Source organism: Streptomyces hygroscopicus subsp. hygroscopicus, from assembly GCF_030269125.1.
In the GTDB taxonomy this organism is placed as follows: domain Bacteria; phylum Actinomycetota; class Actinomycetes; order Streptomycetales; family Streptomycetaceae; genus Streptomyces; species Streptomyces hygroscopicus_C.
Genome location: NZ_BSSM01000053.1, coordinates 1 through 844, shown reverse-complemented (window position 1 = coordinate 844; position 844 = coordinate 1). Strand labels below are relative to the sequence as shown.

The 844-nt window shown below is 66.9% G+C and carries 1 protein-coding gene; it reads left to right on the top strand.

The window, feature by feature from the left end; genetic code table 11:
- Window positions 1-247: 247 nt before the first annotated feature.
- Window positions 248-844 (top strand): YncE family protein (locus QSK45_RS38050; protein WP_285563530.1); only part of this gene is annotated, 597 nt, incomplete at its 3' end.

Genomic DNA, 844 nt, shown 5'->3' with positions numbered 1-844 from the left:
GGGTGATTTCGGGGTGGATGGGTGGTGGGGCGTCGAGAGGTGATGGATTACTTGCAACCGCCCCCGGAAGGACCGCCCACCTCCTCGCCGGGAGCCGACAGCGACCGAGCCCGCAGCACCTACAGCTCGGCGACAACCATGGTGGACGCTTCCTGGAAGCCTGACCCGTACACACGGCACAACCAGGCTCGTTGACTCCTCGGCAGCCCCACCCCCGTCACCGAACTACGGCAAGAGGGGGCACCCCATGTCCACACAACCGACCTCCGCCTGGCGTCGACTCCTCAGCTTCCGTCCATTCAACCGCCCACGCCTCACAGCCCTGCCCGACCCGACCGTCACCGTCGGCAACTTCCCCACCGGCGTCGCGATCACCCCCAACGGAACCACCGCCTACGTCACCAACGAAGGCGACAACACCGTCAGCGTGATCGACACCACCACCCAGACCGTCACCACCACCATCCCCGTCGGCAGCGTCCCCTTCTGGGCCACCATCGCGCCGGACAACTCGACCGTCTACGTCACCAACTCCGGTGACAACACGGTCAGCGTGATCGACACCGCCACCCAGACCGTCACCACCACCATCCCCGTCGGCAGCGTCCCCCTCGGTATCGCGATCAGCCCCGACGGCTCGACCCTCTACGTCGCCAACTCCGGTGCCGGCACGGTCAGCGTGATCGACACCGCCACCCAGACCGTCACCACCACCATCCCCGTCGGCGGCACACCCTTCGGTGTGGCGATCACTCCCGACGGCTCGACCGTCTACGTCACGAACTCCGGCGACGGCACGGTCAGCGTGATCAACACCGCCACCCAGACCGTCACCACCACCATC